28 protein-coding genes are annotated in these 25,517 nt (G+C 55.1%); 17 read left to right on the top strand and 11 right to left on the bottom strand.

The window, feature by feature from the left end; genetic code table 11:
* Window positions 1-147 precede the first annotated feature (147 nt).
* Entirely contained in the window at window positions 148-1,356 is a 1,209-nt protein-coding gene (gene dacC, locus MUU51_RS18665; RefSeq protein WP_258968338.1) for a serine-type D-Ala-D-Ala carboxypeptidase, read from the top strand.
* Between the two features lie 122 nt (window positions 1,357-1,478).
* Here dacC and deoR read toward each other — a convergent pair whose 3' ends face one another.
* Together deoR and ybjG are read right to left on the bottom strand one after the other, a co-directional pair.
* Window positions 1,479-2,243, bottom strand: a complete 765-nt coding sequence (deoR, locus tag MUU51_RS18660; RefSeq protein WP_159773462.1) for a DNA-binding transcriptional repressor DeoR — start codon at window positions 2,241-2,243, stop codon at window positions 1,479-1,481.
* 74 nt (window positions 2,244-2,317) lie between these two features.
* Window positions 2,318-2,926 carry an undecaprenyl-diphosphate phosphatase gene (ybjG, locus tag MUU51_RS18655; protein WP_159773460.1) on the bottom strand — a complete coding sequence of 203 codons (609 nt, stop codon included), beginning with the start codon at window positions 2,924-2,926 and terminating at the stop codon, window positions 2,318-2,320.
* 275 nt (window positions 2,927-3,201) lie between these two features.
* On the opposite strand from ybjG, the gene MUU51_RS18650 reads away from it, so the two are divergent.
* Entirely contained in the window at window positions 3,202-4,431 is a 1,230-nt protein-coding gene (locus MUU51_RS18650; RefSeq protein WP_258968337.1) for an MFS transporter, read from the top strand.
* A gap of 45 nt (window positions 4,432-4,476) precedes the next feature.
* Here MUU51_RS18650 and MUU51_RS18645 read toward each other — a convergent pair whose 3' ends face one another.
* Together MUU51_RS18645 and MUU51_RS18640 are read right to left on the bottom strand one after the other, a co-directional pair.
* Entirely contained in the window at window positions 4,477-5,289 is an 813-nt protein-coding gene (locus MUU51_RS18645) for a Cof-type HAD-IIB family hydrolase (RefSeq protein ID WP_258968336.1), read from the bottom strand.
* On the bottom strand, window positions 5,289-6,491 hold the full coding sequence (locus MUU51_RS18640) for an MFS transporter (protein WP_258968335.1): 1,203 nt from the start codon (window positions 6,489-6,491) through the stop codon (window positions 5,289-5,291). Before MUU51_RS18640 ends, MUU51_RS18645 begins: the two co-directional genes overlap by 1 nt.
* 84 nt (window positions 6,492-6,575) lie before the next feature.
* Between MUU51_RS18640 and MUU51_RS18635 the strand changes: the two genes are divergently transcribed.
* Complete coding sequence (locus MUU51_RS18635) at window positions 6,576-7,118, top strand: TetR/AcrR family transcriptional regulator (protein ID WP_159773452.1); 543 nt, start codon at window positions 6,576-6,578, stop codon at window positions 7,116-7,118.
* A 12-nt stretch (window positions 7,119-7,130) separates the two neighbouring features.
* Here the strand turns inward: MUU51_RS18635 and MUU51_RS18630 are convergent, their stop codons facing one another.
* The gene (locus MUU51_RS18630; protein ID WP_159773450.1) at window positions 7,131-7,928 is read right to left on the bottom strand and encodes an SDR family NAD(P)-dependent oxidoreductase; all 798 of its coding nucleotides are present in this window, start codon (window positions 7,926-7,928) and stop codon (window positions 7,131-7,133) included.
* Window positions 7,929-8,078: 150 nt separating this feature from the next.
* On the opposite strand from MUU51_RS18630, the gene MUU51_RS18625 reads away from it, so the two are divergent.
* On the top strand, window positions 8,079-8,441 hold the full coding sequence (locus MUU51_RS18625) for a hypothetical protein (RefSeq protein WP_159773448.1): 363 nt from the start codon (window positions 8,079-8,081) through the stop codon (window positions 8,439-8,441).
* 26 nt (window positions 8,442-8,467) lie between these two features.
* Here the strand turns inward: MUU51_RS18625 and MUU51_RS18620 are convergent, their stop codons facing one another.
* Window positions 8,468-9,352 (bottom strand): SDR family oxidoreductase, encoded by an 885-nt coding sequence (locus MUU51_RS18620; protein WP_159773446.1) that lies wholly within the window; start codon window positions 9,350-9,352, stop codon window positions 8,468-8,470.
* Between the two features lie 330 nt (window positions 9,353-9,682).
* Window positions 9,683-11,368: an aspartate:alanine antiporter gene (locus MUU51_RS18615; RefSeq protein WP_159773444.1), complete on the bottom strand. Its 1,686-nt coding sequence runs from the start codon at window positions 11,366-11,368 to the stop codon at window positions 9,683-9,685.
* A gap of 263 nt (window positions 11,369-11,631) precedes the next feature.
* Here MUU51_RS18615 and MUU51_RS18610 point away from each other — a divergent pair, with 263 nt between their 5' ends.
* Window positions 11,632-12,006 (top strand): inner membrane protein YbjM, encoded by a 375-nt coding sequence (locus tag MUU51_RS18610; protein WP_159773442.1) that lies wholly within the window; start codon window positions 11,632-11,634, stop codon window positions 12,004-12,006.
* A gap of 15 nt (window positions 12,007-12,021) precedes the next feature.
* Here the strand turns inward: MUU51_RS18610 and MUU51_RS18605 are convergent, their stop codons facing one another.
* Complete coding sequence (locus tag MUU51_RS18605; protein WP_110509961.1) at window positions 12,022-12,285, bottom strand: GrxA family glutaredoxin; 264 nt, start codon at window positions 12,283-12,285, stop codon at window positions 12,022-12,024.
* A 220-nt stretch (window positions 12,286-12,505) separates the two neighbouring features.
* Here MUU51_RS18605 and MUU51_RS18600 point away from each other — a divergent pair, with 220 nt between their 5' ends.
* From MUU51_RS18600 to rlmC, 10 genes are all read left to right on the top strand, one after another.
* Window positions 12,506-12,793, top strand: coding sequence for a DUF1418 family protein (locus MUU51_RS18600; protein ID WP_258968334.1), 288 nt, complete (start codon window positions 12,506-12,508; stop codon window positions 12,791-12,793).
* A complete protein-coding gene (gene nfsA, locus MUU51_RS18595; protein ID WP_258968333.1) occupies window positions 12,777-13,499 on the top strand; it encodes an oxygen-insensitive NADPH nitroreductase in 723 nt (240 codons plus the stop codon). The genes MUU51_RS18600 and nfsA overlap by 17 nt, the downstream gene beginning before the upstream one ends.
* Before the next feature lie 53 nt (window positions 13,500-13,552).
* Window positions 13,553-14,455: a 30S ribosomal protein S6--L-glutamate ligase gene (gene rimK, locus MUU51_RS18590; RefSeq protein ID WP_258968332.1), complete on the top strand. Its 903-nt coding sequence runs from the start codon at window positions 13,553-13,555 to the stop codon at window positions 14,453-14,455.
* Between the two features lie 106 nt (window positions 14,456-14,561).
* A complete protein-coding gene (locus MUU51_RS18585) occupies window positions 14,562-15,044 on the top strand; it encodes a type III secretion system chaperone family protein (RefSeq protein WP_159773434.1) in 483 nt (160 codons plus the stop codon).
* A 403-nt stretch (window positions 15,045-15,447) separates the two neighbouring features.
* Window positions 15,448-16,560, top strand: a complete 1,113-nt coding sequence (potF, locus tag MUU51_RS18580) for a spermidine/putrescine ABC transporter substrate-binding protein PotF (RefSeq protein ID WP_159773432.1) — start codon at window positions 15,448-15,450, stop codon at window positions 16,558-16,560.
* A 132-nt stretch (window positions 16,561-16,692) separates the two neighbouring features.
* Window positions 16,693-17,826, top strand: coding sequence for a putrescine ABC transporter ATP-binding subunit PotG (gene potG, locus MUU51_RS18575; RefSeq protein WP_258968331.1), 1,134 nt, complete (start codon window positions 16,693-16,695; stop codon window positions 17,824-17,826).
* An 11-nt stretch (window positions 17,827-17,837) separates the two neighbouring features.
* Entirely contained in the window at window positions 17,838-18,791 is a 954-nt protein-coding gene (gene potH, locus MUU51_RS18570) for a putrescine ABC transporter permease PotH (RefSeq protein WP_159773428.1), read from the top strand.
* A complete protein-coding gene (gene potI, locus MUU51_RS18565) occupies window positions 18,788-19,633 on the top strand; it encodes a putrescine ABC transporter permease PotI (protein WP_258968330.1) in 846 nt (281 codons plus the stop codon). Before potH ends, potI begins: the two co-directional genes overlap by 4 nt.
* 129 nt (window positions 19,634-19,762) lie before the next feature.
* Window positions 19,763-20,182 carry a YbjO family protein gene (locus MUU51_RS18560; RefSeq protein ID WP_159773654.1) on the top strand — a complete coding sequence of 140 codons (420 nt, stop codon included), beginning with the start codon at window positions 19,763-19,765 and terminating at the stop codon, window positions 20,180-20,182.
* Window positions 20,183-20,224: 42 nt separating this feature from the next.
* The gene (gene rlmC, locus MUU51_RS18555; protein ID WP_258968329.1) at window positions 20,225-21,352 is read left to right on the top strand and encodes a 23S rRNA (uracil(747)-C(5))-methyltransferase RlmC; all 1,128 of its coding nucleotides are present in this window, start codon (window positions 20,225-20,227) and stop codon (window positions 21,350-21,352) included.
* A gap of 46 nt (window positions 21,353-21,398) precedes the next feature.
* On the opposite strand, the gene MUU51_RS18550 is transcribed toward rlmC, so the two are convergent.
* Genes MUU51_RS18550 through MUU51_RS18540 form a run of 3 tightly spaced genes read right to left on the bottom strand, consistent with a single transcriptional unit; the run spans window position 21,399 to window position 23,141 of the window.
* Entirely contained in the window at window positions 21,399-21,722 is a 324-nt protein-coding gene (locus MUU51_RS18550; RefSeq protein WP_159773424.1) for a pentapeptide MXKDX repeat protein, read from the bottom strand.
* Window positions 21,723-21,761: 39 nt separating this feature from the next.
* Window positions 21,762-22,532, bottom strand: a complete 771-nt coding sequence (locus tag MUU51_RS18545; RefSeq protein WP_258968328.1) for a molybdopterin-dependent oxidoreductase — start codon at window positions 22,530-22,532, stop codon at window positions 21,762-21,764.
* A 9-nt stretch (window positions 22,533-22,541) separates the two neighbouring features.
* On the bottom strand, window positions 22,542-23,141 hold the full coding sequence (locus MUU51_RS18540; RefSeq protein ID WP_258968327.1) for a cytochrome b/b6 domain-containing protein: 600 nt from the start codon (window positions 23,139-23,141) through the stop codon (window positions 22,542-22,544).
* 139 nt (window positions 23,142-23,280) lie between these two features.
* Between MUU51_RS18540 and MUU51_RS18535 the strand changes: the two genes are divergently transcribed.
* Window positions 23,281-24,003, top strand: a complete 723-nt coding sequence (locus MUU51_RS18535; RefSeq protein WP_159773418.1) for a response regulator transcription factor — start codon at window positions 23,281-23,283, stop codon at window positions 24,001-24,003.
* Window positions 24,000-25,472, top strand: coding sequence for a sensor histidine kinase (locus MUU51_RS18530; RefSeq protein ID WP_159773416.1), 1,473 nt, complete (start codon window positions 24,000-24,002; stop codon window positions 25,470-25,472). The genes MUU51_RS18535 and MUU51_RS18530 overlap by 4 nt, the downstream gene beginning before the upstream one ends.
* Window positions 25,473-25,517: the final 45 nt, after the last annotated feature.

Below are 25,517 nucleotides of genomic sequence, written 5' to 3'. Positions count from 1 at the left end.
CACAACGCGGCGTTCTTGCGTAAACTTTAAAAACTTTACCAACGCATTGTTTCTTTAAGGTCATTTCTACGTTATTACTCACCGCCTGTTGTTACACGGCGTCAGTGACGTAGCGTGTTTTTTGGAATGGATACTTGGGTGGCTCTTATGACGCGTACAGTTGTTTCTCCCCGCAGCCTGGCGGCAGGCTCTTTGCTTTTACTTCTCGTGGCTCCTGGCATTCAGGCGGCTGAAGCTGTTCAACAACCAGACGCTCCACCGGTCGATGCCAAAGCGTGGATCCTGATGGATTATGCCAGCGGCAAAGTGCTTAGCGAGGGCAATGCCGATGATAAGCTTGATCCGGCTAGTTTGACGAAAATCATGACCAGCTATGTGGTGGGTCAGGCGATTAAAGCAAACAAAATCAAAATGACCGACATGGTCACTATCGGCAAAGATGCGTGGGCGACGGGTAATCCAGCGCTGCGCGGTTCGTCGGTGATGTTCCTGAAGCCTGGCGATCAGGTGTCGGTAGAAAACCTCAATAAAGGGGTCATTATTCAGTCCGGGAATGACGCCTGTATCGCCCTGGCGGATTACGTCGCGGGCAGCCAGGATTCCTTCATCAGCCTGATGAACAGCTATTCGCAAAAGCTGGGCCTGACCAATACCACCTTCAAAACCGTTCACGGCCTGGATGCGCCGGGACAGTTCAGCACCGCGCGCGACATGGCTTTGCTGACCAAAGCGATGATCCACGACGTGCCGGATGAGTACGCCATTCACAAAGAAAAAGAGTTCACGTTCAATAACATCAAACAGCCGAACCGCAACCGTCTGTTGTGGAACAGCAGCCTGGGCGCTGATGGCGTGAAAACGGGCACCACGGCGGGTGCAGGGTATAACCTGGTCTCGTCAGCGAAGCAGGGCGATATGCGTCTGATTGCGGTGGTTCTCGGCACCAAAACGGACCGAATCCGATTTAATGAATCCGAAAAACTGCTGACATGGGGCTTCCGTTTCTATGAAACCGTCACCCCTATCAAACCGGATGCAACGTTCATTGAGCAACGCGTATGGTACGGCGACAGCAGCCAGGCCAAGCTGGGTGCTGGTGAGGCGGGTTCCATCACGCTGCCACGCGGACAGCTGAAAAACCTGAAAGCCAGTTATACCCTGAACGAACCGCAGCTGACGGCACCGCTGACGAAAGGGCAGGTAGTGGGGACCATCGACTTTAAACTGAATGACAAAACCATCGAACAGCGTCCGCTGATCGTCATGGAACCCGTCAATGAAGGCAGCTTCTTTAACCGAATGGTGGATTTCGTTCTGATGAAATTCCACCAGTGGTTTGGCAGCTGGTTCTCATGACCTATCGTATATACTCGTCATACTCCAGGTTGCATGTGCGTTAGCTACACCTGCTCACCCCAGTCACTTACTTGAGTAAGCTCCTGGGGACTCACAGGCTTGCTGCCTTCCTGCAACTCGAATTATTTAGAGTATAGCAGCGTGATCCCATGCTGCTTGGCCAGCGCCGTCAGTTCATCATCCGGACGGCGGTCGCTGGCTATGACGTTAAAGCGACTCAACTCTCCCATCTTCGCCGGACGTACCTTCCCAAATTTACTGTGATCGACTACCAGTACATGGCGCTGTGCGCGGGTTAACGCCCAGTGTTTTACCGGCAGTTCATCGAGATTAAAACAGGTTGCGCCGTGCTGCACATGCACGCCCGCCGCAGAATAAAAGGCGATGTCGGGGCAAAGATGGCTCAGGGTGTCCTGCGGGCTAAGCGGTTTGAAAATGGCGTTGCTGGCATGAAATTCACCGCCGCAAAGAATGGCGCGGCACAGCGGTTTTTCCTGTAAAGAGAGAAAGGTATTCAGGGAGTAACACACGCCGGTAAACGGCAGTTCGTCGTCAATGGCGTCGATAATCCACGGCGTGGTGGTGCCGCAGTCGAAAAACGCCATCTGATGAGCTTTCAGTAATTTCGCTGCATGACGCGCGGCCTGGCGCTTTTCATCCACCAGGCGCGTTTTCTGATCGCTGAGTAAATAATGGCTGGCGCTGCGGGGTTCAAGCACTACGTATCCACCGAGTAACACCACCGGCCCGCTGTGGCTGTTCAGGTCACGGCGAATCGTCATCTCAGAAACACCCAGCAGGGCTGCCGCTTCTTTTAGATGGAGCTTATCGCTACGTTTAAGAGCCTGAATAAGCTGACTGATTCGCTCATCGCGCCGTGTTTCCATATTACCCCTGTAAACCGAAACGCCCTCCGCGTCAGGCAGAGGGTCTGGCGGCAATTTTACCTGCGCATCCGGTCTTAGTCACGTATCCAGCCTTTGCGGATAGGCATCGAGAAGCAAAAACGGTACATGGCTTGCAAACGTTGATAAATAGCCTGCCCGAATAGTACCCACATTATCTGCGCCGCGAGACAACCGCTCAGACCGGAAAGGAAACCGCCAACCATATCCAGCGGCCAGTGCACGCCGAGGTACACGCGGGACCAGGCAATCGCGCCACCGACAACCAGCAACACAACGCCGGACCACAGGCGATGCCAGAACATAAACGCCAGTGCGAAAGTGAAAATCACCGTGCCGTGGTCGCTTGGGAAAGAGTCATCCGCCGCGTGATGCAGGAAGTTATAACCCACACCGTCGACAAAAGGCCTGTCATGCGGGAAAACGTGCCCGACAATCCATGACAGCAGCAGGCTAACGCCAATCGCCATTCCCACTTTAATAACCAACTGGCGTTGAGCGCAGACCTGCGCGCGCGGGCCCCACAGCCACAGCACCACGGCCAGTAGCGGGACGATGTTAATCAGATCTTTGGCGATAAACGTCGCCATCGAAATCATCCACTGCGGCGACGCCGGGGTGCCATTGATCCAGTAAAACAGCGAGTAATTCAAATTTTCCAGCATATCTTGCGGACTCTTACAGTTTGATGACGATGTTCACCTTAAAAATCGCGGCCGGAGCGGTAAAGGGGGATTGTCTTAAATGTCCGGTGATTACGATTTTTGTTCAGGCAGCGTTTACAATTCTGCTTGCAGAGTTGCAGTATAGGGCCCCGAACTTAAGCGAACCTTAAACAAGTAAAATTGTGCTGTAACAGGATGTTTTCCGTACTTTTTGCTATCGCCTTTTCACATCATTCATTACACTTCTCGCGATTTCGAAACCTTAAAGAGATTGCATGCACAACCCTTCACTTTCCGGTAAACGCCTCGGTCGTCAGGCGTTACTTTTCCCGCTCTGTCTGGTGCTTTACGAATTCTCAACCTATATCGGCAATGACATGATCCAACCGGGCATGTTGACGGTGGTCGAGCAGTTCAACGCCGGTATGGAATGGGTACCGACATCGATGACCGCCTATCTTGCGGGCGGCATGTTTTTACAGTGGCTGCTGGGGCCGCTGTCGGACCGTATTGGCCGCCGTCCGGTGATGCTCACCGGCGTGGTGTGGTTCATTATTACCTGCCTCGCGACGCTGCTGGCGCAAAATATTGAACAGTTCACCCTCCTGCGTTTCCTGCAAGGGATAAGCCTGTGCTTTATCGGCGCGGTGGGGTATGCCGCGATACAGGAATCGTTCGAGGAGGCGGTGTGCATCAAAATCACCGCGTTGATGGCGAACGTGGCGCTGATTGCGCCGCTGCTGGGGCCGCTGGTGGGTGCAGCCTGGGTTCACGTCGCGCCGTGGGAAACCATGTTTGTGCTGTTTGCGGTGCTGGCGCTAATTTCATTCTTCGGCCTGCAACGGGCGATGCCGGAAACGGCGACCCGGTTGGGGGAAAAACTCTCCCTGAAAGAGCTGGGACATGATTACGGCCTGGTACTGAAAAACCTACGTTTTGTTGCCGGAGCGCTGGCGATTGGATTCGTCAGCCTGCCGCTGCTGGCGTGGATTGCGCAATCGCCGGTGATTATTATCAGCGGCGAACATGCCACCACGTATGAATACGGCATGTTGCAGGTACCGATTTTTGGTGCGCTGATTCTCGGTAACCTTGCGCTGGCGAAGCTGACGTCGCGTCGGAGCGTGCGCTGGCTGATTATTGCAGGTGGCTGGCCGATTATGGCCGGGCTGATTCTGGCTGCGGCGGCAACGGTGGTCTCCACGCATGCCTATCTGTGGATGACCGCAGGCCTGAGCGTATACGCTTTCGGGATTGGCCTGGCTAACGCCGGGCTGGTGCGTCTGACGCTGTTCGCCAGCGACATGAGCAAAGGCACGGTATCGGCGGCGATGGGCATGTTGCAGATGTTGATTTTCACCGTCGGCATTGAAGTCAGCAAACACGCTTACCAGTTCGGCGGCAATGGCCTGTTCAGCGTGTTTAACCTCGCGAACGGCATTATCTGGCTGGGGCTGATTGTCTACTTCCTGAACGATAAAACGGTCGGCGACTCACGGCAGTAGGGCGGAGGTTGCGCCCGGCGACGCAATGTCTGCCGGGCCAACGGATTAATGAAACGGCGCTTCCCGATTCAAAACCTGATCAATCACCTGCAACACGCCTTCTTCGTTATTATGCGGCGCACGATGGTTAGCCGCCGCAATGGCCGCCTCATTCGCATTCTGCATCGCAAAACCAAACCCGGCCTGACGCAACATTTCGAGGTCATTTCCGCTGTCGCCAAAGCTCACCACTTCGTTGTCATCAATGCCCCAGCGCTGCTGCAACAGGCGCAGGCCGTTGGCTTTATGCACGCCGGGAATGATTAAGTCGATATTACCGTGGCCGGTGGTTACCGCTGTCATCACATCGCCCACGCCTTCGTGCAGCGCTTTTTGGACGTCAGGCACCAGCCGGTCTGGCAAGTTGAGGCCAAATTTCAGGAACGTATCGTCAAGATTATCAAAGCTGTCGACCAGCTCAAGACGATGGTAATACCGCGCGGCCATGGCTTTGAGTTCGTCATCATAACGGTTCAGGGTGTAGGCGCTGCGCTTGCCGCAGGCGATGATTTCCACATCTGGCAGGGTATTCAGAAAATCGACGACTTTTTTGAAATGCGTCTGCGGCAATTCGCAGTTAAACACGTCCTCGTCCGCATCCCATACCCAGCCGCCGTTTTCGGCAACAAAGGCGATTTCGTCAGCAATTTCAGGAAAGAATGAAATGAGCTGCCAGTACTGGTTTCCACTGGCGACCACAAAGCGAATGCCCTGCGCCTTCATCTGCTGATACTGGGCGAGAAAACGTGCCCGGTTGTAGCGTTTCTCATCGCTGAGAAAGGTGCCATCCATATCTACGGCAATCAGTTTGATACTCATCACGCACGCTCCGTCACAGGTTCAGATTCAGGTTTTGCCACCGCGCGAGCCACCAGCGCGGCGACGATGACCAGGGATAACACCGCCAGCATGGCGCTGCGCAGGCCATAATGTTCGCCAAGGAAACCAAGCAGCGGCGGGCCAACGAGGAACGCCAGATAGCCGGTGGTGGCGACGACGCTGACGCGGGTTGGCGCGTCCGGGCCGGTATCGCTGGCGGCGGAAATGGTCAGCGGGAAACCAAGAGACGCGCCCAGTCCCCAGAGAATGACCGACACGCCAGCGACCCAATCGACGTCGACGAAGATAATCAGCGCAATGCCGAGCGCCCCCATAATGGCGCTGGCGCGAACCACTGCGACGCGGCTGTAGCGGTCGATAAACCAGCCGCCGGTAAAGCGTCCGACGGTCATGCCGAGGGTAAATCCTGTGTAAATCAATGAGCCGGAGGTCGGGCTGAAGCCGTGACCGTCAACCATCAACAGCGGTAGCCAGTCGTTGGCGGAGCCTTCCGCAAACGCCATCGCCAGCACCACCACGCCAATCAGCATCAACTGACCGTCGCGATAGAACGGCACGCCTTTCTCGTTATGGATGCTGTTCTCGGCGGAGTTTTTACCGGTACCGTCCGGAATGGCTTTAATGGCAATAATAATCGGCGCGATGCCGCAGAGCGCAGCCAGCAGAATATGGATGGTGGCCGACAGGCCAAACGCCGTCAGCGCCATGCCGATACCCGCGCCGACCAGCGTGCCGAGGCTGTAGAAGCCGTGCATCATCGGTAGCACGGTTTTGTTTATCTCGCGCTCAACCGCCGCGCCTTCCACGTTAATCGCCACCTCGGCAGAGCCGAAGCTGGCGCCGAACACCATCAGGCCGAAGGCGAAAAACAGCGGAGACGCGAGCCACAGTGCCAGGCTGAGCATCACCATGCCCACCAACGCGCAGGACATCGTGGTGCGGATGACTTTGCGTGTACCAAAGCGTTTGACCAGCCACGCGGAACAGAGAATGCCGCTCATCGAACCTATTGACAGGCCGAACAGTACGATGCCCATTCCGGCAGTATTCACCGAGAGAATGTCGCGAATGGCGGGGGTGCGGGTGGCCCACGACGCCATCAACAAGCCCGGTAAAAAGAAGAACATAAACAGTGCCCACATGCGCAATTGCAGGGCCCGGCGGGAGGAATGCGACGTCATCCGTAAACTGCCTGTAGAAAAAGAGGGAGAGACAACACTAGCAAGGTTGTGTACATTTGTACACAAATCGCAAAAGGAAAAATTATGGCACGCCGACCGAACGATCCGCAGCGCCGGGAGAGGATCCTGCTCGCGACGCTGGACACCATCGCCCGCCACGGTATCCAGGCCGTGACGCACCGTAAAATCGCCACCTGTGCCGATGTGCCGCTCGGTTCAATGACCTATTATTTCAGCGGGATAGATGCGCTGCTGGAAGAGGCTTTCACCGGTTTTACCGATGAAATGCTGGTGCAGTACAAAGCGTTTTTTGCAGACGTCACGTCGCCGCAGGAAGCCTGCGATGCGATCACCCAGTTAATTCTCAGCGCTCAGGTGACGACGACGCGAAACATGGAATTGATGTATCAACTTTATGCGTTCATTGGCTGCAAACCGGCGCTGAAAAACGTTATGCAAAACTGGATGCAGCACAGCCAACAGGTGCTTGAGCAGTGGTTTGACCCGGCGACGGCCCGCGCGCTGGACGCATTTATCGAAGGCATGACGCTGCATTTCGTCACCGACCGGACTCCGCTTGGCAGGGCAGACATCCGCCAGATGGTGGGCAGAATAGCGGCGATATAACCGCGGCGCACGTCAGCTGGTGGTTGCGCCCGCCGTCATATTGACCACCGTCGCGGTCATGGCGCTGGCAGAATCCGAGGCCAGAAATGTCATCACTTCCGCCACTTGTGCAAGCGTAGGCAGCCGCTTGAGCATCGTGCTTTGCGCCGCGCCACCCAGCCACTGGTCCACCGTGAGTCCCATCTCCTGCGCTTTTGGCGTGAAAATTTCCCCGGTATACGAACCTGCCTGAACCGCATCGACAATCGCGTGAGAGCGCACGCAAATGGTGCGGATATTCTTCGGACCCAGCTCGCTGGCGAGGGCTTTAACAAAGGCTTCCGTCCCGGCGCAGCCGACAATATGGCCGAGATGATTCGGCATCACCATCCCACCCGCCGGAGCAACGACCGTCAGGAATACGCCCGCCCGGTCGCCACCCATAAACGGCGCGACCGCTTTTGAAATAGTGAACAGCGCCGACAAAAACGGATCGAACCCTTGTCTGAACTCAGCCAGCGACAACGCAAAAATGTTTTTGCCCTGATCGTGCATAAAGCCGGTGGCATTCACCACCACATCAAACCCGCCGGTCTGTTGAGCCAGCAGCGCTGTTTTATCAACGGTGATTTGCTCGTCGAGAACGTCCATCACACAGGTGTCAATCGTGCCACCCGCAGAGCGGATGCTGTTCGCCACCCGGTCCAGCTTATCCTGATGCCGGGCAACAAGATGCACCTGCGCACCTTCCCGCGCCATCGCCTGCGCAACCGCGCTGCCAATCGCGCCGCTGCCTCCGAAAATCACCACGACTTTGCCCTGAAGTAACATCGCGTTTCCTCACACATTTGCCGGACCTGACAAAAGTATGGGTAATAAAGGGGCTGATGCAAGGCGAGGCGAGTCGACGAATCTTGCGACATACTCAGGGTTTGTCAGACGCATCACCTTATCGTTAACCCTGAATCAGGAGCACACGTTATGAAAGCAGAGATGAAAGGTGGAATTGATATCGCGCTCAAAGTGCCGTCGCATCAGTATCAGCAGACGCTGGATTTCTATCGCAACACGATCGGGCTGGAGGAAATTACGGATAAAGCACCGGCTACCGGGTTTATCCTCGGCCCAAACCGATTGTGGATTGATGAAGCCCCGGCAATGAGTCAGGCCGAGATCTGGCTGGAATTGTTCACCCCTGATTTTAAACACGCCGAAAAACATCTGGCGGAGCAGGGCGTCACCCGCTGCGATAGCGTTGAGCTTTTACCTGAGGGATTTAGGGGCGGATGGATTATGAGCCCGTGCAATATTGTGCATATGGTGAGAGAACCAGAAGCCTGGTGAACGGCTTCTGGTTTCGATAGCGCGGATCAGAGGGTGCCCGTACCGCCATCGGAGCACCACACCTGACCTGACGCATATGAGCAGGCATCTGAGGCCAGGGTGACATAAAGCGGCGCTATCTCAACGGGCTGACCGGGACGTCCCAACGGCGCGCTTTTACCAAACTCGCGGACCTTTTCCTGCGGCTGACCTCCGCTGGGCTGAAGCGCGGTCCAGTACGGTCCAGGCGCTACCGCATTCACCCGGATATTTTTCGGTCCGAGCTGCTTCGCCAGCGCTTTGGTAAATACCGCCAGGCAGGCCTTGGTCTGGGCATAATCCAGCAAAATGGCGCTCGGCTGATACGCCTGAACAGAGGACGTATTAATGATCGAAGCCCCCGATTTCAGGTGCGGTAGTGCCGCCCTGGTTATCCAGAATGGCGCATATACATTGGTTTTAAAAGTCGCATCAAATGCCTCGGTAGTGAGATCTTCGAGGGATTCACAATACTGCTGACGACCCGCGTTATTCACCAGAATATCCAGTCCGCCCAACGCGCTAATAGCATCATCAACCAATGATTTACAAAAGGCTTCATCCCGAATATCTCCGGGAAGTGCGACGGCGTTTTTGCCTTCGGCCTTTATCAGGGCAATGACGTCATCAGCATCCGCCGCTTCCTCTGGCAAATAATTGATGGCGACATCGGCACCTTCCCGGGCGAACGCAATGGCGACGGCCCGGCCAATGCCCGAGTCTCCTCCGGTAATCAGCGCCTTTTTGCCCGCCAGCCTGCCGGTGCCAACATAACTGGCTTCACCATGATCGGGTTGCGGTGTCATTTCAGACGCGAGGCCAGGCGCTTCCTGAGGTTGTTCTTTAAATGGTGGGGTTGGGAACTGGCTTGATTGATCTGAATGATGGCTCATAGCACCTCCTCAAAACGTAAACTTTCAGCTTAGTCGCCCAGTCTTCGGCTTATAAATTGCAGTGTTTGTTTCAGAGGATTCTCAGTGGGGAAGGGTGCTGAAACCGATGATAAATATGAAGAACGGAATCGGACCAGGTGACTACTTTTGAAGCCCCCCGAATTTCAGGCAACAAAAAACCCATCAACCTTGAACCGAAGAGCGGCGGGGTTGATGGGCTCCACAAAATGGGGACATCAAAGAAAAGCAGTGGCACTAATTATGACTACCGCCTCTTCAGAAAGTTCGGTAGTTCACACTTTTTTTTTCTGCTTATTGCATTCTTCAGATTTATCCCAAGCCGGGCCATATGACGATAATCAGCGTACCTGCCAGGGTTAACAACACGTTAGCGATGGCGTAGGTGCCTGCGTAGCCCAGCGCAGGGATATTACTGCGTGCGGTATCACTGATAATTTCCATCGCTGGGGCGCAGGTTCGGGCGCCCATCATTGCGCCAAACAGCATCGCCCGGTTCATTCGCAGTACGTATGCGCCAAACAGGAAGCAGATAACCACGGGTACCAGGCTGACCGCCAGGCCTGCTACCAGCATCTGGCCGCCGACAACGCCGAGGCCGTGTCCAATGCCGCTCCCGGCGCTTAAACCGACGCCTGCCATAAACACCATCAGGCCGAATTCTTTCACCATGTTCAGTGCACCCTGCGGGATGTAACCGAAAGTCGGGTGGTTGGCGCGCAGGAAGCCGAGCATGATCCCGGCGAACAGTAATCCGGCCGCGTTACCGATGGCAAAGCTGAAGGAACTGAACTGGAAGGTGATCATGCCGATCATCAGGCCGACGATAAAGAACGCGCAGAAGGCTAACAGGTCGGTGACCTGGCTGTGAATTGAGATAAAGCCGATACGGTCGGCGATGGTTTTCACGCGGCGCGTATCGCCGCTGACCTGTAATACGTCGCCCTTATTGAGCACGATGCTGTCGTCGATTGGCATCTCAATCTGGCTGCGGATCACGCGATTCAGGAAGCAGCCGTGATCGGTCAGCTTAATTTGCGCCAGACGGCGGCCCACCACGTTATGGTTTTTCACCACCACTTCTTCGGTGACGATGCGCATGTCGAGCAGATCGCGGTCGAAGACTTCTTTCCCGTTACGGAAACTCGGGTCGAGGCGTGCATGCGCATCCGGATAGCCTACCAGGGCAATTTCATCGCCCATTTGCAGCACTGCGTCGCCATCCGGGTTCGCGAGAATGCCGTTGCGACGAATACGTTCGATGTAGCAGCCGGTCTGACGATAGATGCCCAGTTCACGCAGGTTTTTGCCGTCGGTCCAGGCGACCAGCTCAGGCCCGACGCGATAGGCGCGGATCACCGGCAGATACACTTTACGGTTGGAATCGGTGTCCAGGCCGCGCTCGCGGGCGATTTGCTGGGCGCTGGTTTGCAGGTCCTGATGCTGGAATTTTGGCAGATAGCGGGCGCCGAGGATCAGACTCACCAGACCAATCAGGTAGGTCAGAGCGTAGCCGAGGCTCAAATGATCGAGTGCCAGCGCGAGTTCGTCGCCTTTCATGCCAGAGTGGCGCAGGGTATCACCGGCGCCAACGAGCACCGGCGTGGAGGTCATTGCCCCTGCCAGCATCCCGGCGGTGAGGCCGATATCCCAGCCAAACAGCTTGCCGAGGCCAAGCGCCATCATCAGCGCAGAGCCTACCATGACCAGCGCCAGCATCAGATAGTTCTTGCCATCACGAAAAAATATGGAAAAAAAGTTGGGTCCAGCTTCTACACCGACGCAGAAAATAAACAGCATAAAGCCCAGATTTAGGGCATCAGTGTTAATACTAAAATGCTGTTGGCCTAATAACAAAGAGACCACTAAAACGCCAATGGAATTACCAAGTTGGATGGATCCAAAGCGCAATTTGCCAAGACACAAGCCCAGCGCCAGTACCACAAATAATAACAGGATGTAATTCCCATTTAACAAGTCTGCGACGTTTATATTCACGGAAGCTAACTTCTTGTTTACGAGTAAGTTGTTGAAAGGAATGGCTATTTGGGCTAAGGTTTTTCCCGGGTAGCCAGGAAAAATCTAATATGTGGCGGCCTGTTTTTCACCATCAAATTAAGGCCGCTAGTTTAATCGTTCCTGATTGCCGCGGCTAGTAACAATCGTTTGTCCTTAAGTAGGTGCTTCACGGCAGGGATTGCCGGAAACTTTATCCAACTGGAGGTAGTTGAAGTTTGATAGAGACAAAGTCAGGAGGAATTTTGAGATCTGAGCGAGGTTGGGCGGGCGTTATCTGTTGTTTTGTCCTCTTTATTGTGGTGTGTCTTTTTCTGTTACTGCATGTAAAAGGTGCCGTTCGGGCGTCTGGTCATGCTGAGCTGGGCCTGCTGTTCTTTATTATTCCCGGTGCGGTGGCGAGTTTTCTGTCATCAAAGCAGCGGGTATTGGTACCGTTAGTCGGAGCGATACTGGCGACGCCGGTGTGTCTGGTGCTGATGCGTTATTGGGTATTTGCGGACAGGTCTTTCTGGCAGGAACTGGCGTGGATTTTCAGTGCGGTGTTTTGGTGTGCGCTGGGGGCGCTGTGTTTCTTGTTTGTCAGCGGGATGATAAAGGCAAGACGTGGGCGCCAGTGACGCCCACATTGACACTTATGCGTAGAGACCCAGGTTTTCTTTAGCCCAGGCTTCAAATTCGGTAAAACCACCGATGTGAGTCTGATCAACGAAAATCTGCGGTACGGTTTCTACCGGTTTGCCGACGGTTTGCTCGAGATCGGCTTTGCTGATCCCTTCTGCATGAATGTCGATATAACGGAAGTTAAAATCATCACGCTCGGCGGTCAGTTTTTCTGCCAGTTCTTTAGCGCGAACACAGTAAGGGCAACCCGGGCGACCAAAAATAACGGTAAACATCGTTTTCTCTCCTGAAACTGAGCCTTTCGGCGAATTGCGGTATCATGCCCGTCCTGGCGTCTCGTTGAAAGAAGGTTCTACCTTTTGTTCCGATGGCTTAACCCGATATTTGTCATACTGCAGGTTGCTGCACGCGAATTATTTAGGCCTGTGCAGAGGGCTTGTTTCGCCAAACACAGTTGCTATCCTCCCCGTTATACTCGATGACCGGAGACTGACTATGCGCTCACTTGGCGCTCTCCCAAAAAGCGTGCTTATCCTCGAAGCCATTGGCATGGTGATGTTGGTACTGGCCTGGCTTTCTCTTAAAGACTATGTCGCCTTGCCCGCACCGTTCTCCAGCCCAATGGCGGGGCTAATCATGATATTTGTGGGCATACTGTTGATGCTCCCTGCCGCGGTTGCACTGTTTCGCGGTATGGCGCAGACCATTGCTCCACAGCTCATGCAACGTAACGATAAACCGACTTCGCCTGACCAGGAAAAACGTAATGACGCCGACCATTGATTTGCTCTTAAGCCACCGTTCCATTCGCCATTTTACCGACGAGCCAATTACCCAGGCGCAACGTGAAGCCATTATTGCCAGTGCGCAGGCGGCGGCCAGCTCAAGCTTTTTGCAATGCAGTTCCATTGTGCGCGTGACTGACCCACAGATGCGCGAGCAGCTGGTGACGCTGACCGGCGGACAACAGCATGTGGCGAAAGCCGCGGAGTTCTGGATTTTCTGCGCCGACTTTAACCGCCATCTGCAAATTTGCCCCGATGCCCATTTAGGCCGCGCGGAACAGCTGCTGCTCGGTACGGTGGATACCGCGCTGATGGGGCAAAACGCTATGGTCGCTGCGGAATCGCTGGGACTGGGCGGGGTGTATATTGGCGGTATTCGTAACAGCATCGAATCGGTGACTGAACTGCTGAAGCTGCCGCAGCACATGCTGCCACTGTTTGGCATGTGCCTCGGCTGGCCTGCGGACGAACCGGGTACTAAACCACGTTTGCCAGCCAGTATCGTGGTGCACGAAAACCACTACCAGCCAGTCGATGCCGCCGAGCTGGCGCGTTACGACGAAGAAGTGGCGAATTACTATCTGTCACGCGACAGTAATACCCGGGCCGATACCTGGAGTGACCACATTCGTCGCACTATCGTGAAAGAAACCCGTCCGTTTATTCTCGACTATCTTCACAAGCAGGGCTGGGCTATCCGCTAACATCGGCGGTATTATGTGCCGGGCCTTTTCAGGCCATCACAGTGAGGTGCAGGGTGAAAATAGCCATTTTGTCCCGGGACGGAACGCTCTGGTCCTGTAAACGTCTGCGCGAGGCCGCGTCAAAGCGCGGCCATCAGGTCGAAATCCTCGACCCGCTTTCCTGCTATATGAACATCAGTCCGGCGGCTTCCTCCATTCACTATAAGGGCCGCCAGCTTCCATATTTCGATGCGGTGATCCCCCGCATTGGCTCGGCAATCACCTTTTATGGCACCGCCGCGCTGCGTCAGTTTGAAATTCTGGGCAGTTATCCACTGAATGAATCGGTCGCGATTACTCGCGCTCGCGACAAGCTGCGCTCGCTGCAACTGCTGGCGCGCCAGGGAATCGACTTACCGATTACCGGCATTGCTCACTCGCCGGATGACACCAGCGATATGATCGATATGGTCGGTGGTGCGCCGCTGGTAGTGAAACTGGTGGAAGGCACGCAGGGCATTGGCGTGGTGCTGGCCGAAACGCGGCAGGCGGCGGAAAGCGTGATTGATGCCTTTCGTGGCCTGAACGCGCACATACTGGTGCAGGAATACATTCAGGAGGCCAGAGGCTGCGACATTCGCTGCTTCGTGGTGGGTGATGAAGTGGTGGCGGCCATTGAACGTTGCGCCAAACCGGGCGATTTCCGCTCGAACCTGCATCGCGGCGGCGTGGCCACCGTGGCTGAGATTACGCCGCTGGAGCGCGAAATTGCCATTAAGTCGGCGCAAACGCTGGGGCTGGACGTGGCCGGGGTCGATATTTTACGCGCCAATCGCGGGCCGCTGGTGATGGAAGTTAATGCGTCACCGGGGCTGGAAGGGATCGAAAAAGCCACTGGGGTCGATATCGCGGGTAAAATGATCCAGTGGATCGAGCGCTACGCCCAGCCAGGCTTTTGTCTTAAAACGGGCGGATAGCGCAGGATTTCGTCGGTGTCGTAGCTTCTGGATGCATTTTTGCGTACCCTAATACGCGTTTCATTCGGATTACGCTTTCATTTCACAGCAAGAGGTTTCAGGGTTTATGGATTCACTCGTCGTTCCGGGTCTGGATACGCTACGTCAATGGCTCGACGAAATGGGCATCAGCTTCTATGAGTGCGATACCTGTCAGGCGCTGCACTTGCCGCACATGCAGAATTTTGAGGGCATTTTCGATGCTAAGCTCGATCTGCTCGACAACGTCGTGCTGTTCTCGGCGCTGGCGGAAGTGAAGCCTTCAGCACTGTTGCCGCTGGCCTCCGATCTCTCCTCTATCAACGCCAGTTCGCTGACGGTGAAAGCGTTCCTCGACATTCAGGATGATAACCTGCCAAAGCTGGTGGTTTGCCAGACGCTGTCGGTCAACGTGGGCGTCACGCGCGAACAGTTCGAATGGTTCTTCCGCCAGAGCGAAGAGCAGGTATCGATGGTTATCCTCGAGGCCGCATCGCACCAGCTGCTGTTTAAAGGGGACGAAGAAGAAGAGCAACAGATGGAAGAGTCACAATTCCATTTTCTTCACTAAAGTCCCTCGTTATCAACGCAGTCGCCACCAGCGCGACTGCGTAAAACCCGCCAATATTCTGCTGTTAACCACTTCTTAAAGAATTATTCACCACTCTATTGCCCCTGTTGGCTTACGGCATAAAGTGATCTTGCATAAAAAATTGATAAAAGGCGTTTTTTAACCCGAGCTATAGCCTCGAACCCTGGCTAAAGTTATTCTTGCGAAGCCTTAACAGGGCGCGTGAAACACTGCGTTTACGGTGATGCGGCGCGTAATATCCTGAGGCAATCACGAGCAATGCCGGCCGGGAGAGAAGCTCTCTCCTTTTCTTTGCAGACTGACAAAATATGCATGATTTTTGCATGCACCGCTGTGCGTATATTTTAGTCCATGTTACCGGACGTTGATAAGGAAAAGAGATATGACCGCCTTAAGTAAGAAATGGTTAACGGGTCTGATTACAGGTGCGCTGATGGCTGTCTCTGCAAGCACGCTCGCCGCTGAACAAAAAACGCTGCATATTTATAACTGGTCTGATTATATCGCGCCGGACACGCTGGCGAACTTCACCAAAGAAACCGGCATTAAAGTGGTTTACGACGTATTTGACTCCAACGAAGTGTTGGAAGGTAAATTAATGGCGGGCAGCACCGGTTATGACCTCGTGGTGCCATCGTCACAGTTCCTTGAGCGTCAGTCGCAGGCGGGCATTTTCCAGCCGATTGATAAGAGCAAACTGCCGAATTACAAAAATCTCGATCCAGAAATGCTCAAGCTGGTGGCGCAAAACGACCACGATAATAAATACGGTATTCCGTACATGATGGTCACCACCGGCATTGGCTACAACGTCGATAAAGTGAAAGCGGCACTTGGCAAAGATGCGCCGGTGAACAGCTGGGACCTTATCCTCAAGCCTGAGAACCTCGAAAAACTGAAAAGCTGTGGCGTTTCATTCCTTGATGCACCAAGCGAAATCTATGCTGCAGTGCTGCATTATCTCGGCAAAGACCCGAACAGTTCAGATCCGAAAGATTACACCGGCGCGGCGAACGATCTGCTGTTGAAGCTGCGTCCGTCTATCCGTTATTTCCATTCTTCTCAGTACATTAACGACCTGGCGAATGGCGATATTTGCGTCTCGATTGGCTGGTCAGGCGATATTCTGCAAGCAGCAAACCGCGCGAAAGAAGCCAAAAACGGCGTGAACATTGCCTACACCATTCCGAAGGAAGGGGCGATGGTGTACTTCGATATGTTCGCCATTCCTAAAGATGCAAAAAATACCGATGAAGCGTATCAGTTCCTGAATTACCTGCTGCGTCCGGACGTGGTGGCGAATATCAGTAATCACGTTTATTACGCTAACGCCAACAAAGCCGCCACGCCGTTACTGAGTGCTGAAGTGCGTGATAACCCGGGTATTTATCCGCCAGCGGACGTGCGGGCGAAATTGTTCACCCAGAGCGTGCTGTCACCGAAAATTGACCGCGTGGTCACCCGTTCCTGGACCAAAGTAAAAACCGGGAAGTAAACCCGCTTTGCCCGGTGAGCTCCATGCCACCGGGCAAGAATAAAACGCACCAGGTCAGTGCAGCTGCACTGTGATGTTCTTTGTATGGCACCGGACCATGCAAATGTTTGTTTTTTGCCGGAGAGCAACATCGTGACTGACGCAATCCCACGCCCACATGCGAAAACACCTAAAGCGCTGACCCCGCTGCTGGAAATCCGCAATCTGACCAAATCCTTTGACGGGCAGCACGCCGTCGATGACGTGAGCCTTACCATTTATAAAGGCGAAATTTTTGCTCTGCTCGGCCCATCAGGCTGCGGAAAATCGACGCTGCTGCGTATGCTGGCAGGTTTTGAAACCCTTACCGCCGGGCAGATTGTGTTGGATGGCGTCGATATGTCGCAGGTGCCGCCGTATCAGCGCCCAATCAATATGATGTTCCAGTCCTACGCGCTGTTTCCGCACATGACGGTGGAGCAGAACATCGCCTTTGGGCTGAAGCAGGACAAGCTGCCGAAAGCGGAAATTACTGCCCGGGTGCAGGAAATGCTCAGCCTCGTCCACATGCAGGAGTTTGCCAAACGCAAGCCGCACCAGCTTTCAGGCGGTCAGCGTCAGCGGGTGGCGCTGGCCCGCAGCCTCGCCAAACGGCCAAAATTATTACTTCTCGACGAACCGATGGGCGCGCTGGATAAAAAACTGCGCGACCGGATGCAGCTCGAAGTGGTGGATATTCTTGAACGCGTCGGCGTGACCTGCGTGATGGTGACGCATGACCAGGAAGAGGCGATGACCATGGCCGGGCGCATCGCAATCATGAACCGCGGTAAGTTCGTGCAGACCGGCGAACCGGAAGAGATTTACGAGCATCCGACCACCCGTTTTAGCGCCGAGTTTATCGGCTCGGTGAATGTGTTCGAAGGGCTTTTGAAAGAGCGCCAGGAACAAGGGCTGGTGATTGACTCGCCGGGGCTGATGCATCCGCTGAAGGTGGATGTCGACGCATCGGTGCTGGATAACGTGCCGGTGTACGTGGCGCTACGTCCGGAAAAAATCATGCTCTGCGAGGAGCCCCCGGCCGACGGCTACAACTTTGCGGTCGGCGAAGTGGTGCACATCGCCTATCTCGGCGATCTGTCGATTTATCACGTGCGCCTGAAAAGCGGCCAGATGATCAGCGCCCAGTTACAGAACGAGCATCGCTATCGTAAAGGTCTGCCGACCTGGGGCGATGAAGTGCGTCTGTGCTGGGATGCGGACAGCTGTGTGGTCCTGACGGTATAGAGGAGGGCGCAATGAGTACATTAGAACCTCCGGTTCGTGCAAAACAGCCTGGCGGCTTTGCCGCGTATATGTCGAAAATGCAGATGAAGCACGGGCGAAAACTGGTGATCGCGCTGCCGTATCTGTGGCTGTTCCTGCTGTTTTTACTGCCGTTTCTGATTGTCTTTAAAATCAGTCTGGCGGAAATGGCGCGTGCTATTCCCCCGTATACCGACCTGTGGGAATGGGCCGATGACCAGATAACCCTGACGCTTAATATCGGCAACTTCCTGCAACTGACGGACGATCCGCTGTACATCGAGGCATATTTGCAGTCGTTGCAGGTGGCGGCGATTTCGACCGTTTTCTGCCTGCTGCTCGGCTACCCGCTGGCGTGGGCGGTGGCGCACAGTAAGACGTCAACGCGGAACATCCTGCTGCTGTTGGTGATTCTGCCGTCGTGGACCTCGTTCCTTATTCGCGTGTATGCATGGATGGGGATCCTGAAAAGTAATGGCGTGCTGAATAACTTCCTGATGTGGACTGGGATTATCCATCAGCCGCTGGAAATTCTGCACACCAATCTGGCGGTATACATCGGGATTGTGTATGCCTATCTGCCGTTTATGGTGCTGCCGATTTACACCGCACTGACCCGCATTGATTACTCGCTGGTGGAAGCCTCACTGGACCTGGGCGCGAAGCCGCTGAAAACCTTCTTCAGCGTGATCGTGCCGTTGACCAAAGGCGGGATTATCGCCGGGTCGATGCTGGTCTTTATTCCGGCAGTAGGGGAGTTTGTTATCCCGGAACTGCTCGGTGGCCCGGACACCATCATGATTGGCCGCGTGCTGTGGCAGGAGTTCTTTAATAACCGCGATTGGCCGGTTGCCTCGGCAGTGGCGGTGGTGATGTTGCTGCTGCTGATTGTGCCGATTATGTGGTTCCACAAACATCAGCAAAAACAGATGGGGGAACACGGATGAACAACTTACCGGTCGTTCGCTCGCCGTGGCGTATTTTGATTCTGATCCTCGGGTTCTCGTTCCTTTACGCGCCAATGCTGATGCTGGTTATCTATTCCTTCAACAGTTCCCGGCTGGTGACGGTGTGGGCGGGCTGGTCAACGCGCTGGTACGGCGAACTGTTCCGTGACGATGCGATGATGAGCGCCGTGGGCCTGAGCCTGACCATTGCCGCCTGTGCGGCGACGATGGCGGCCATTCTCGGCACTATCGCCGCGGTGGTGATGGTGCGTTTCGGGCGCTTCCGCGGTTCAAACGGCTTTGCGTTTATGATAACCGCGCCGCTGGTTATGCCGGATGTGATCACCGGCTTGTCGCTGCTGTTGCTGTTCGTGGCACTCGGGCACGCCACCGGTTGGCCGTCCGATCGTGGGATGTTCACCATCTGGCTGGCGCACGTCACCTTCTGTACCGCGTACGTGGCGGTGGTGATTTCGTCGCGACTGCGTGAGCTTGACCGCTCAATTGAAGAGGCGGCGATGGATCTTGGCGCGACGCCGCAGAAGGTCTTTTTCGTGATCACGCTGCCGATGATTATGCCTGCGGTGGTTTCCGGCTGGCTGCTGGCGTTTACGCTGTCGCTGGACGACCTGGTTATCGCCAGCTTTGTTTCCGGGCCGGGCGCAACCACCTTGCCGATGCTGGTGTTCTCCAACGTGCGTATGGGGGTTAACCCAGAAATCAATGCCCTGGCGACGCTTATCCTTGGCGTGGTCGGGATTGTTGGTTTAATCGCCTGGTTCATCATGGCAAGGTCTGAAAAGCAGCGTGTACGCGATATCCAGCGTGCAAGACGCGGCTGAACCGCTTAAAATCTAAAGCGTTGTGTCATCGTCTCCTCGGGCTTCCCGGGGAGACGTTTTCATGGAAGGCCACAATTGCGATTCTTTTCTAAAACCCGACATTCACATGCTCGTCTGAACGTCCCTGCGATGGTGCAGGTGGCGGCGCTCGCGATTATCCTGATTCGTGCGCTGGATTTGCTGATGATCCTTAATCTGCTGGGCCCCCTGGGCATGGTGGAATTCGTGCGCCGTAGCGTTCAAACCTGGACGCTAACGCTGGTGTTTATGGCGAGTCTGGTGCTGGTTTTTGTGGAAATCTGGTGTGCATTTTCGCTGGTCAAAGGGCGAAACTGGGCGCGCTGGATCTACTTCCTGACCCAGGTTATTGCCGCCGGCTATCTGTGGTCCGCGTCACTGGGTTATGGTTATCCAGAACTGTTCAGCATTGCGGGCGAATCCAAACGCGAAATTTTACGTTCGCTGGTGATGCAAAAACTGCCTGATATTCTGGTGCTGATGCTGCTTTTTGTGCCCGCCGCCAGCCGTCGGTTTTTCCGTCTGCAATAACGGTGATACAATCCCGGCCCCTGGAATTTCAAAGGTCTTTGTATGCAGTGCGCACTCTATGATGCCGGACGCTGTCGCTCCTGTCAGTGGCTCGAACAGCCGGTATCCCAACAGCTTGCCGCCAAAATGGCGGATCTTCAGCAACTGCTGTCGTTCTCGACGGTAGAAGAGTGGTGCGCACCGGTTAGCGGCCCGGAAATGGGTTTTCGTAACAAAGCCAAAATGGTCGTCAGCGGCAGCGTCGAAAAACCGCTGCTCGGGATGCTGCATCGCGACGGCACGCCGGAAGATTTATGCGACTGCCCGCTGTATCCCGCCTCGTTTGCCCCGGTATTTACCGCCCTGAAACCGTTTATCGCCCGCGCGGGCCTGACGCCGTATAACGTCGCGCGTAAGCGTGGGGAGCTGAAATATCTGCTGCTGACCGAAAGCCAGCTCGATGGCGGAATGATGCTGCGCTTTGTTCTGCGCTCTGATGCCAAACTGGAACAGCTGCGCGCGGCGTTGCCGTCATTACAGGCTCAATTGCCGCAGCTGAAAGTGATTTCAGTGAATATCCAGCCGGTGCACATGGCAATCATGGAAGGCGAGCAGGAGATTTTCCTCACTGACCAGCAGGCGCTGGCCGAGCGTTTCAACGACGTGCCGCTGTGGATCCGTCCGCAAAGTTTCTTCCAGACTAACCCGACGGTGGCGAGTGAATTGTATGCCACCGCGCGCGATTGGGTGCGAGCCTTACCGGTTCAGCATATGTGGGATCTCTTTTGCGGCGTGGGCGGTTTTGGGTTGCACTGCGCCACGCCAGAAATGCAGCTGACCGGAATAGAAATCTCAGCGGAAGCCATTGCCTGTGCAAAGCAGTCGGCTGCGGAACTGGGACTACAAAATCTGCATTTTCAGGCGCTCGATTCCACGCAGTTTGCGACCGATCAGGGTAGCGTGCCGGAGTTGGTGCTGGTGAATCCGCCGCGCCGTGGGATTGGCAAAGCGTTATGCGACTACCTCAGCGACATGGCGCCGCCGTTTATTATCTATTCCAGCTGCAACGCGCAGTCGATGGCGAAAGATTTCAGCTATCTGCCGGCGTACCGGGTATCACGCGTGCAGCTGTTTGATATGTTCCCTCACACTGCGCATTACGAAGTACTGACGCTGTTGATTCACCGTTAAAATGAGGCCGGGCGGCGACTACGCCACGCCCGGCCTGCCAGCCAGCTTATTTAGACATACTCTCTTTTTTCATCTCATCTTTCTTCATCTCATCCTTTTTCATGCCGTCTTTCGACATGTTGTCCATTTTGCCCATGCTGTCTTTTTTCATGGCGTCCTTCTTCATCCCGTCTTTCTTCATCCCATCCTTGCACATGCCGTCTTTGCACATTTTATCGTGGGGTTTTGACATCCCGTCTTTGGCCATACCGTCGTGGGACATCGACATATTGTCTTTCGCTATACTGTCTTTGCTCATGCTGTCGGCGGCCTGAACGTTAAACATCACCAGGGCAGAGAAGGCAGCAGCTGCAAGCATTAATTTTTTCATGGGAATTCCTCATTTTTACGTTGTGAAGTGCTTCTGGGTTTAACTGCCACCAAACCAGTTGTAACCCTGGTCTTCCCAGTAACCGCCCGGGAAACGATTGGTGACTTCGATGGATAAAACGTGTTTTGGGTTTTTGTAGCCGAGCTTGGTCGGAATACGGATTTTCATCGGATAGCCGTATTCCGGAGGGAGAATTTTGTTATCCCAGGTCAGGGCCAGCAGGGTTTGCGAATGTAATGCAGTGGCCATATCAATGCTGGTGTAATAATCATCCGCACAGCGGAAGCTGATATATTTCGCGCGCATATCCGCACCAATCAGCTGTAAGAAATGAGCGAACGGCACGCCGCCCCATTTGCCGATGGCGCTCCAGCCTTCAACGCAAATATGGCGGGTGATTTGGCTGACCTGCTGCATGTGATACAGCTCCGGCAGCGTCCAGCGTTTGGTGTCGCGCACCAGGCCCCTTATTTCCAGCTGGAAATCACGACCATCAATCTGTGGAATGTCATCCCAGCCATAAAAGGCGTTAAACGGGAACGGACGGGTTATCTCGGACGCTTTATATTCAGGTGCCAGATTGCGGTGGCTGAACAGAAAACCCTGCACCCGGTCGTTAAAGCGGGACATGCGGGACAGCGCAGTCTCGACGCTTTCGTTATCGCTAATGTCGCAACCGGTCAGCATCATGATGCCGCCGAGGGTCAGCCCCTGGCGCAGCACGCGTCGGCGGTCCGGGCTGAGTAACTTTTCTGCGTCCTTCACCAGGTCGCGGGCGTCACTGTCGGAAAGAAAACCGGGCTTTTTCATCTGTTCTCCTTAACGGCCCCGTAGCATGGCGAGCAGCGTACGTGGCACCAGCAGCACCATCAGCAAATGGATAACCACGAACAACGCCATGGCGCTCATACAGAAAAAGTGGATATAACGCGCGGCTTCGTAGCCGCCAAGCAGCTCCCGCAGCAGGGAAAACTGAACCGATTTCCACAGCACCAGGCCGGACAACACCAGCCCGATGCCCAGCAGAATTACGCCGCCGTAGGCCAGCTTTTGCACCATGTTGTAATGGCTGAGGTCGGCATGCTGAAGTTTGCCGCGCAGCGCCTGTTGCAGGTCATTGAATAATTCACGCAGCGACAGCGGGAAGAATTTATGTTTGAAATGGCCGCTGATAATGCCGAGCGACAAATAGACGGTGGCGTTAATCACCAGCACCCACATCATGGCGAAATGCCACTGCAATGCGCCGCCGAGCCAGCCGCCGAGCGTGATTTCCGCCGGGAAGGAGAAACCGAACAGCGGAGAGGCGTTATAAATGCGCCAGCCGCTGAACATCATGCCCGCGATGGCGATGGCGTTAACCCAATGGCAGCAGCGCAGCCAGAGCGGGTGAATCGTTTTGGAACGCATCCGGGACATGGTCGGCTCTCCGTGAATGACATGTCACCAGCATGCGGGATTTCTTATCACCACATCCTCACGGAAGTTTAAATAAAATGTGATAACTTGCGGTGCCCGCCTGCGTTAAGCTTGGAGAAAAGACTGTTGGTGAAACGCGATGAATAACCCAAAGAAAATACTGCTGGTGGAAGACGATCAGGATATCGCGACCTTGCTGCGGCTAAACCTGCAGGATGAGGGTTACCAGATTGTCCACGAAGCGGATGGCCATCAGGCGCTGGTTCAGCTGGAAAAACAGGTCTGGGATGCCGTTATCCTCGATTTAATGTTGCCCGGCGTCGACGGCCTGGAGATTTGCCGCCGCATTCGTCAGATGACGCGCTACCTGCCGGTGATCATCATCAGCGCGCGAACCAGTGAGACGCACCGCGTGCTGGGCCTCGAAATGGGGGCCGATGACTATCTGCCCAAACCGTTTTCGGTGCTTGAGCTGATTGCGCGCGTGAAAGCGCTGTTTCGTCGCCAGGAGGCGATGGGGCAGAACATTCGCATGGAAGGCGGGCACATCGCCTGTCACGGGCTGAACATTGATCCGTTGAGCCGCGAAGTGCGCCTGCGCGGGGACATTATCGAGCTGACGCCGCGCGAGTTCGATCTGCTGTACTGGTTTGCCCGCCATCCCGGCGAAGTGTTTTCGCGTCTGTCGCTACTGGACCGCGTCTGGGGTTATCAGCATGAAGGCTACGAGCACACCGTCAACACCCATATCAACCGCCTTCGCATCAAAATCGAGCGCGACCCCGCCGAGCCGGAAATTATCCTGACGGTGTGGGGGAAAGGTTATAAGTTCGCCAGTGAGAAAACGGAGCACGCGATATGATCCGCCGCCTCAGCCTCAGCCAGCGGTTGACGCTGGTCTTTACCGCAATCTTGCTGCTCTGCGCGGTGGCGGCATGCAGCGTGCAGCTGTACAGCACCAGCCAGTACGGTAGCGCGATGGTGCAACGTTTGTCCGCCGGGCTGGCGCAGCAGATCGTTAACAGCGAGCCGCTGCTGGATAAACAGGGCGACGTGAACCGCCAGACGCTGCAAATGTTATTTACCCGGCTGATGACGCTTAACCCGAGCGTGGAGCTGTATCTGGTCTCACCCGAAGGGGAATTGCTGGCCGACGCCGCGCCAGCGGGCCATGTGAAGCGGCAGAAAATCGACATCGCGCCATTGCAGACTTTCCTCGGCGGCGCAGCGTGGCCTATTTTTGGTGACGATCCGCGCAGTCTGGATAAAGAAAAAGTGTTCAGCGTTGCGCCGGTAAGATTCAACGGCGAACTGCACTGCTATCTGTACATTATTTTGCAGGGCGAAGATCTCAACGCGCTTTCCGACAGCGCCTGGCAGAAAGCGCTGTGGAGCACGGTACTGTGGTCGCTGCTTTTGGTGGCGCTGTTTGGTTTGCTGGCGGGCGTGATGGTCTGGTACTGGGTGACGCGTCCGGTGAAACAGCTGACGGCGGACGTGCGTGGTCTGGATCAGGACAGCATTAGCGCCATCAAACAGCTGGCGCAGCAAACGCCGGAAACTGAACCGGCCAACGAAGTGGCTATTCTGCACAACACCTTTATCGAGTTGGCGCGCAAAATTGCCAGCCAGTGGGATCAACTTTCTGACAGCGATCGCCAGCGCCGCGAATTTATCGCCAACATCTCCCATGATTTGCGTACGCCGCTGACCTCACTGCTGGGTTATCTGGAAACGTTGTCGATGAAAGCCGACACGCTGTCGCCAGAGGATAACCGTCAGTATCTGGCGATTGCGCTTCGTCAGGGGCACAAAGTGCGGCATCTGTCGCAACAGCTGTTTGAGTTAGCGAAACTTGAGCACGGCGGCATCAAGCCGCAACTGGAACGATTTGCCATCGGCGAACTGATTCAGGACGTGGCGCAAAAATTCGACCTGGCCATCGAAACGCGACAGTTAAAACTGCAGGTGGAAATGCCGCGTTCACTACCGCTGGTGAATGCCGACGTGTCGATGATTGAGCGCGTGGTGACCAATTTGCTGGACAACGCGGTGCGCCACACCCCGGTCGGCGGCACTATTCAGCTTCGCATATGGCAGGAAAACGCCCAGCTGCAGGTGGAAGTCGCGGACAGCGGGCCGGGCATTGAGCAGGCATTGCGCGAACAGCTATTCCAGCGTCCTTCGGCGCTCAACGCTCGAAGCGCGCGTGAAGATCGCGGCGGACTGGGACTGCTTATTGTGCGCCGGATGCTGGAATTGCACGGCGGCGGCATTCGTTTGATGGATGTGACACCGGGAGCGTGTTTCCGCTTTTACGTGCCGCTCTAAACGATGGGCAGTAAAAAGCCGGGCGATTGATTGCCCGGCTTTTTA

Source organism: Scandinavium manionii (assembly GCF_024764775.1).
GTDB lineage: Bacteria > Pseudomonadota > Gammaproteobacteria > Enterobacterales > Enterobacteriaceae > Scandinavium > Scandinavium manionii.
The sequence above is the reverse complement of the archived record's forward strand: the minus strand, read 5'-3'. Positions and strand labels throughout refer to the sequence as shown.

What these genes read in the sequence shown, in the direction of transcription:
- ybjG (WP_159773460.1), bottom strand. Translation starts at nt 2,926, where the DNA reads ATGCTGGAAAATTTGAATTACTCGCTGTTTTACTGGATCAATGGCACC.
- dacC (WP_258968338.1), top strand. Translation starts at nt 148, where the DNA reads ATGACGCGTACAGTTGTTTCTCCCCGCAGCCTGGCGGCAGGCTCTTTG.
- MUU51_RS18560 (WP_159773654.1), top strand. Translation starts at nt 19,763, where the DNA reads ATGGTGCAGGTGGCGGCGCTCGCGATTATCCTGATTCGTGCGCTGGAT.
- MUU51_RS18650 (WP_258968337.1), top strand. Translation starts at nt 3,202, where the DNA reads ATGCACAACCCTTCACTTTCCGGTAAACGCCTCGGTCGTCAGGCGTTA.
- potF (WP_159773432.1), top strand. Translation starts at nt 15,448, where the DNA reads ATGACCGCCTTAAGTAAGAAATGGTTAACGGGTCTGATTACAGGTGCG.
- MUU51_RS18535 (WP_159773418.1), top strand. Translation starts at nt 23,281, where the DNA reads ATGAATAACCCAAAGAAAATACTGCTGGTGGAAGACGATCAGGATATC.
- MUU51_RS18585 (WP_159773434.1), top strand. Translation starts at nt 14,562, where the DNA reads ATGGATTCACTCGTCGTTCCGGGTCTGGATACGCTACGTCAATGGCTC.
- MUU51_RS18640 (WP_258968335.1), bottom strand. Translation starts at nt 6,491, where the DNA reads ATGACGTCGCATTCCTCCCGCCGGGCCCTGCAATTGCGCATGTGGGCA.
- deoR (WP_159773462.1), bottom strand. Translation starts at nt 2,243, where the DNA reads ATGGAAACACGGCGCGATGAGCGAATCAGTCAGCTTATTCAGGCTCTT.
- MUU51_RS18550 (WP_159773424.1), bottom strand. Translation starts at nt 21,722, where the DNA reads ATGAAAAAATTAATGCTTGCAGCTGCTGCCTTCTCTGCCCTGGTGATG.
- MUU51_RS18530 (WP_159773416.1), top strand. Translation starts at nt 24,000, where the DNA reads ATGATCCGCCGCCTCAGCCTCAGCCAGCGGTTGACGCTGGTCTTTACC.
- nfsA (WP_258968333.1), top strand. Translation starts at nt 12,777, where the DNA reads ATGACGCCGACCATTGATTTGCTCTTAAGCCACCGTTCCATTCGCCAT.
- MUU51_RS18635 (WP_159773452.1), top strand. Translation starts at nt 6,576, where the DNA reads ATGGCACGCCGACCGAACGATCCGCAGCGCCGGGAGAGGATCCTGCTC.
- MUU51_RS18600 (WP_258968334.1), top strand. Translation starts at nt 12,506, where the DNA reads ATGCGCTCACTTGGCGCTCTCCCAAAAAGCGTGCTTATCCTCGAAGCC.
- potH (WP_159773428.1), top strand. Translation starts at nt 17,838, where the DNA reads ATGAGTACATTAGAACCTCCGGTTCGTGCAAAACAGCCTGGCGGCTTT.
- MUU51_RS18605 (WP_110509961.1), bottom strand. Translation starts at nt 12,285, where the DNA reads ATGTTTACCGTTATTTTTGGTCGCCCGGGTTGCCCTTACTGTGTTCGC.
- MUU51_RS18545 (WP_258968328.1), bottom strand. Translation starts at nt 22,532, where the DNA reads ATGAAAAAGCCCGGTTTTCTTTCCGACAGTGACGCCCGCGACCTGGTG.
- rlmC (WP_258968329.1), top strand. Translation starts at nt 20,225, where the DNA reads ATGCAGTGCGCACTCTATGATGCCGGACGCTGTCGCTCCTGTCAGTGG.
- MUU51_RS18540 (WP_258968327.1), bottom strand. Translation starts at nt 23,141, where the DNA reads ATGTCCCGGATGCGTTCCAAAACGATTCACCCGCTCTGGCTGCGCTGC.
- MUU51_RS18620 (WP_159773446.1), bottom strand. Translation starts at nt 9,352, where the DNA reads ATGAGCCATCATTCAGATCAATCAAGCCAGTTCCCAACCCCACCATTT.
- potI (WP_258968330.1), top strand. Translation starts at nt 18,788, where the DNA reads ATGAACAACTTACCGGTCGTTCGCTCGCCGTGGCGTATTTTGATTCTG.
- MUU51_RS18630 (WP_159773450.1), bottom strand. Translation starts at nt 7,928, where the DNA reads ATGTTACTTCAGGGCAAAGTCGTGGTGATTTTCGGAGGCAGCGGCGCG.
- MUU51_RS18645 (WP_258968336.1), bottom strand. Translation starts at nt 5,289, where the DNA reads ATGAGTATCAAACTGATTGCCGTAGATATGGATGGCACCTTTCTCAGC.
- MUU51_RS18625 (WP_159773448.1), top strand. Translation starts at nt 8,079, where the DNA reads ATGAAAGCAGAGATGAAAGGTGGAATTGATATCGCGCTCAAAGTGCCG.